4 protein-coding genes are annotated in these 5,571 nt (G+C 37.8%); 1 reads left to right on the top strand and 3 read right to left on the bottom strand.

Annotation, left to right across the window (positions count from 1 at the left end; translation table 11 throughout):
- The first annotated feature begins 181 nt into the window (after positions 1 to 181).
- Entirely contained in the window at positions 182 to 1,723 is a 1,542-nt protein-coding gene (locus tag NZ519_11275) for an HRDC domain-containing protein (protein MCS7029333.1), read from the top strand.
- On the opposite strand, the gene asnB is transcribed toward NZ519_11275, so the two are convergent.
- The 3 genes from asnB to ndhC form a co-directional block, all read right to left on the bottom strand.
- The gene (asnB, locus tag NZ519_11270) at positions 1,705 to 3,537 is read right to left on the bottom strand and encodes an asparagine synthase (glutamine-hydrolyzing) (protein MCS7029332.1); all 1,833 of its coding nucleotides are present in this window, start codon (positions 3,535 to 3,537) and stop codon (positions 1,705 to 1,707) included. The two genes, NZ519_11275 and asnB, sit on opposite strands and share 19 nt — an antisense overlap.
- A gap of 260 nt (positions 3,538 to 3,797) precedes the next feature.
- Positions 3,798 to 4,634 carry a hypothetical protein gene (locus NZ519_11265; protein MCS7029331.1) on the bottom strand — a complete coding sequence of 279 codons (837 nt, stop codon included), beginning with the start codon at positions 4,632 to 4,634 and terminating at the stop codon, positions 3,798 to 3,800.
- Between the two features lie 51 nt (positions 4,635 to 4,685).
- The gene (ndhC, locus tag NZ519_11260; protein MCS7029330.1) at positions 4,686 to 5,417 is read right to left on the bottom strand and encodes an NADH-quinone oxidoreductase subunit A; all 732 of its coding nucleotides are present in this window, start codon (positions 5,415 to 5,417) and stop codon (positions 4,686 to 4,688) included.
- Positions 5,418 to 5,571: the final 154 nt, after the last annotated feature.

Below are 5,571 nucleotides of genomic sequence, written 5' to 3'. Positions count from 1 at the left end.
GGGCGTTAGCCCAGTGCGTAGCGCAGCGAAGCACCGAAGCGAAAGCGTAGCCCGAAGCACGCCGACCTTGCCCACACCAGCGCAAGCGAAGTGTGGGCAAGGACACGCCCAAAAAAATAATCATTCAAAAAAGCTTTTTCAAATTGTCATATTAAGCTACTTTTTTTATATTTTTGCTTATATGATAGATGAAAAAACATTGCTTTTACGCTACTTTCCTAACTTACCTGAAATTAACCTGTGGATAAAACTTGCCCAATATTACACCCAAAAAACTGATATCATTCTCACTTATGACCACGCCCCAGAACTTTTGTACAGCTATTTTCTATACAGCCTTACGGATACGGGCTTTACTTTGGTCTTTGAAGAAGAAAAGTTTTTACCTATTCTCTATAAAGAGTTTGGCACACTAAAAGAATTTGTTTTTTTGAGCATCCAAGATGAAATCCAAGCCCAAAAGAAAGCTATTGAAAATATCCAAAACAATATCGCTAAAATAGTAGTAACTTCAATAGACCGCTTTTTTCAAAAAGGAAATAAGTTCTTAGAATACCTCAAAAGCTATCAACTTCAGCAAATTGCTATTCATCATGCGGAATACCTTTCATTTTGGGGATGCTTTCAGGAAAACTACTTACAACTAAGCAAGTTAAAAAAATATCTAACTCATGTTCCTATCATAGCAGTTACTCCTGTACTTACAGAATCTCTACAAAAAGAAATTATTTCTTCACTTAGCTTGTATGAACCTATTTTACTTTTGCTCAATACTCTTGCTGACAACGTTACTTTTTCTGTAATTGAACTGGAAGATGCCCAACCTCTGCAAGCTAAAATTGAGAATTGCATTGATAAACACCCCTTAGAAAAGGGACTCATCTTTTCACCTAATTTTGAGCTTGATTTTACGCTGGCCCAAAATGTACAAGTTGTGCAAACCTTGCCTGAAAGTATGAAAGCAGACTTTGTAATTCTCAATCACTTACCTCAATGTTTAGAAGATTTGTACACTATCCAACAAGTAACACAAGCAAAGAGTGTGTATGTAGTTTACTCGGCTAAGCAAGCACAGCATAAAAAAGAAGCCATACAGCATAAAAAATTGCCAAAAGCAGCACAGCATATTTCTATCAGCCGTTTTGAGCAAGTCTTAGCTTGGATAAATACTCAAACATGTAGAAAGCAATTCTTACAAAAATATTGGCAAATGCCTATCACAGAACCTTGCCAAAAATGTGATAGATGTCAATCGCAGGTTAGTTTGAGTGTGAATTTGAATTCAGCACTCAAACAGAAATTAATACAGCAACGTTTGAGTATTGCTAAAAGGGACAATTTGCTCTTACACCAAGTTTTTAGCGATGACACGATAGACGAATTAGCTACTTATCTCCCTCAAAATAAAGAGGATTTGATATGGATAAAAGGTTTAGGCAGCAAAAAAATTGAGTTATATGGAGATGAGTTATTAGACACTATAATAGCTTACTGTGCTGCGCATAAACTGAATAGCAACATCAATTCGCTTAAAAGTATACGAAAAAACATTTCGTATGCTTGTCAGCATTCTGTATCAGTAGTTAAAAAAGCTAAGATTAAAGCAGCCATTCAAGAGTTAGGCTACTGGGACATAGATGGAATTAAAAAGCAGGTCAATGACGAGCAGATTACTATTCCAGATATAGAAAGCGTTATTAGCACTTATCTTTCCAGCCATTGATGCAGCACTATCATTACCCATACTTTGTTGAATATACTTTTTTCTCCTTTGAGAAAGCGTTTTACCCAATACTGCGCAGTATCGTACTTAATAATTCCGTGCTTTTCAATGACTTGTTTGGATAGATACATATCTATCCATATTTTGAGGTCTGTACTAAGCCACTCTCTGATTGGCACTGCAAAGCCCCACTTAGGGCGGTCAAAAATGGACTTAGGTACGTATTTGTACAATACCTGCCGTAAAATGTATTTGCTTTCTTTTCCTTTTTTCTTTAAGTCCGTAGGGATGTTGTAAGCAAAGTGAATGATGCTATTATCTAAAAGAGGTACGCGGGTTTCTAGTGAAAACTGCATAGAAGCACGGTCAATTTTGACTAATAGGTCATCGCGTAGGTAGTACTGAAAGTCAAATAAAGATTGCTGCTCAATGGAGTTAATTTTTCGGTTAGTTGTAGTAATGTCCTGATTGATGGACGAGAATTCAAAAACAGGATAAACTAATAGTTTTTTCAATTCTGCTTCTGAAAAAAAGTAATGCTCTTGTGAAAAAATATGACTCTTAATGTGTTGCTTTTTAGGATAGTTTAACAATCTACCAATACGTTTGTATCTATCTTTACCCAATTTTGCCCCTTGGGATAGAAGGCGCCGCATCAGCCGCATCCATGGTTTTTGTAGTCTTCTTGTCCATTGATAAGCGCCATAGCCTAAAAATAATTCATCTCCTCCATCCCCTGATAGTGCCACAGTAACATATTGCTTAGCTAATTTTGACACCATCATAGTAGGTAAAAGTGAAGAATCTGCACAAGGCTCATCGTATGCAGTATGGTAGCGTTCGAAAAGCTCAAAAATATCTTTTTTGGTAAAGGTCAATGTGTAGTGTTCAGCATGAATGTGTTTAGCTACGGCTTCGGCGTACTTGCTTTCGTTGAAGGCATCTTCTTCAAAAGCAATGGAAAACGTTTTTACAGGTTTTTGGCTGTGTTTTGCAGCAAACGCAGCTACGGTGGAAGAGTCTATACCTCCGCTTAAAAATACGCCTAAAGGCACATCACTTATCAATTGCAATTGTACAGCACGGTCTAAAAGGATTTCTAATCGGTTAATGGCATCTTGTTCGTTAGTAATCAATTTATCAGAAATTTCTTGTTCAAGTTTCCAGAAAGGATAAAAGCTAAGGGTACGATTGTGAAACACTGCATAGTGTCCTGTGTCAAATTTGAATACATTTTGGTAGATAGTGTAAGGATGTGGAATATATCCCAAATGCAAAAAATAAGGTAAAACCTCACTTTGAATTTTCAAGTCTGGTTTTGCAGCTTGAATAGCTTTGAGTTCAGAAGCAAAGATGAGTTCATTGTTATCCCAATAGTAAAAAAGTGGTTTTATACCTACTCTATCTCGGGCTATTAAGAGCGTATCTTGAAAAATATCGTAAATCGCAAAAGCAAACATACCATTAAGTTTGCTGATAAAATCTACACCATACTGCACAAAACCTTCTAAAAGGACTTCGGTATCACTGTGCGTTTTTAAGGTTTTAGAGAGGCTTTTAGCAAGTTGCTGGTAGTTGTAAATTTCACCGTTATAGACTATCACGTAGCGACCACACTGCGAAAAAAACGGCTGATGAGCGTGTTCAGAAAGGTCAATGATGCTTAGCCGCCTATGTCCCAAACCTAATTTTTTATGTTGAGCAATGAAAATATTTCCATTGTCAGGACCTCTGTGTTTTAAGGTATCAGTGCATTTTTGTATGAAGTCTTCGGAGAGTGTTGTGTTACTTACTATTCCAAAAATACCGCACATAAGACAAAAATAGTGAATAAAAGTCAGTTCGGCAGAGTATCGATTGCTTTTTTATAGAAAGAAAGGATTTTCTTTTTGGGCGTATCCTTGTGCGCCCTCGCTTGCGCTCATGCCCATAGGAGCAGTGTGCTGCGGGCTATGTGCAAAATACCCCGACCCTTGCGTTAGCAAGGGGTACGCCCAGAAAAAGTTGTGAATATAAAAAACATACTACACGAAAAACTACTTTTTGCCTGTCCAAAACCTTACTTTTTCGTGTATTACTTTTTTACAGGAGCATTCAACAAAACTTTTTTATGAAGGTATGAGCAATTATGAAAGTCTGCAACACTGAACAGCTTACCTTCCCTATCAGTATGAAGTACATACGCATCAAAATTGTTATTCTGATAGGTCAATCCTGAACATAGTAATCCGTTTGGAGTAAGTTCTACGTGATAAAATTCATCTGTACCTTGCGAAGTACCGTACAATCTACTCCACAATATCTCCTTTTGCGAAGAAAGCTTGACTAACCATGCATTGAAAGTATCGTCTAATGCGCCTTCCATGTATCCCGCAAGGTAAAGGTTGCCTGCTTCATCTTCAGCTATACATTTTATTTGATTGGGATGCGGATAGTTAAAAGTGTATTCGTACAAAATATTTCCTTCTTTATCCAATGTAACAAAATGAGCGTTTTTATCTTTATCGCCCACTACAAATATGTGTTTTTCAGTTGCACAAACTGTATGATACAAAACATTTTCAGGTAATACAACGGACTTTACTTTATTTTCGTTTTCTATGCGTAAATACGTAGCTTGAATAAGGGGAACAATCATGTAGTTATCTTTTGGTGCTTCCTTCAACAACGGAGTAGCCGTTAATTTGTAGTCATTCTGTGCTTGGCGAATGTAAAAGTTTGTTTGACTTAAATGATTCTGCAAGCTTACTACTTTTACTTGCACTTGGTTATTTATGTAGTAAGCTATACCATCCTCGTAGGCGTTAGGTGTTCCTATGCGTTCTTCAAAATAGGAAAGTGCATTTTGGCTGTAACTAACAAACGCACGCAGAAACGCAAACCCACAACAAATAACGGCGGATAGTTTCATAATCAACCATTGACATTGCTCATAGCAAAGATACAATTTTTTTGGTTTAGATTATTCACCTTCTTTTTTGATAATTGGTTTGCGGCGTATGGGTGCTTTGGTTGTGGTAGTAGTAGCATTGTCATTAGATGAAGGCTCAGTGTTGGTTTGTGGAGTATCTGTGGGCGTACTTACTGTTTCTGAAACGGTTTCTACCACAGGTGTTTTTCTTACAGGTGGCGTGAAAGGTTGGGGCTTATAGGTTTTTTGATTGATTTTGTCATATACAGAGCGTGGAATTTTGACATCCACTTCGGGTTCTAAAATTTGAGGTTTTACCCAAGATAAATCCCCTTTTACCCAAGCATAGACTAAGCCCAAAAAGAGTACGCTTATGAAGAAAAACATTTCGCCTACTACTATGGGCGTCCAATTAGGTACGTTTGCAACCAAGTCTTTATTACTAAATATGACCGCCCAAGGTACTATAAAAAGTATCTCTACATCAAAAATGATGAAAATAAGGGCAACTACATAAAATCGCATATTGAACTGTACCCAAGAGCTGCCTACGGCTTCCTCTCCGCACTCATAAGAAGTAAGCTTTTCAGGGTTAGGTCGTTTAGGGGCAATTAAGCTGGCTGTAAGCATGCCTGCGGCCACAAATACAATTCCGCCAATGATAAAAATCAAAATTTTTCCAAATTCAGATACTTGTGAAATTTCCATACTGCTTGGTATTAACGTTCCAAAAATAGTTACTTTATCTGAACCTGCAAAGAAAGTGTTCAATATTTTTGTCAAAAGCAGATAAGTGGTGCAAAAATACGATTAGAAAGTTTTTGTAAAGAATTTAATTTTTTTGGGCGTGCCCCTTGCTGACGCAAGGGTCGGGGGGGGCGGGCCGGCGCGGGGGGGGGGGGGGTGGGGCGCGCGGCTCAAAGGCCAAAACCAAACT

The sequence above is a fragment of the Bacteroidia bacterium genome, from assembly GCA_025056095.1.
Taxonomy (GTDB): Bacteria; Bacteroidota; Bacteroidia; order JANWVE01; family JANWVE01; genus JANWVE01.
The sequence above is the reverse complement of the archived record's forward strand: the minus strand, read 5'-3'. Positions and strand labels throughout refer to the sequence as shown.

Coding starts and splice junctions, on each gene's coding strand:
- NZ519_11275 (MCS7029333.1), top strand. CDS start 182: ATGATAGATGAAAAAACATTGCTTTTACGCTACTTTCCTAACTTACCT.
- asnB (MCS7029332.1), bottom strand. CDS start 3,537: ATGTGCGGTATTTTTGGAATAGTAAGTAACACAACACTCTCCGAAGAC.
- NZ519_11265 (MCS7029331.1), bottom strand. CDS start 4,634: ATGAAACTATCCGCCGTTATTTGTTGTGGGTTTGCGTTTCTGCGTGCG.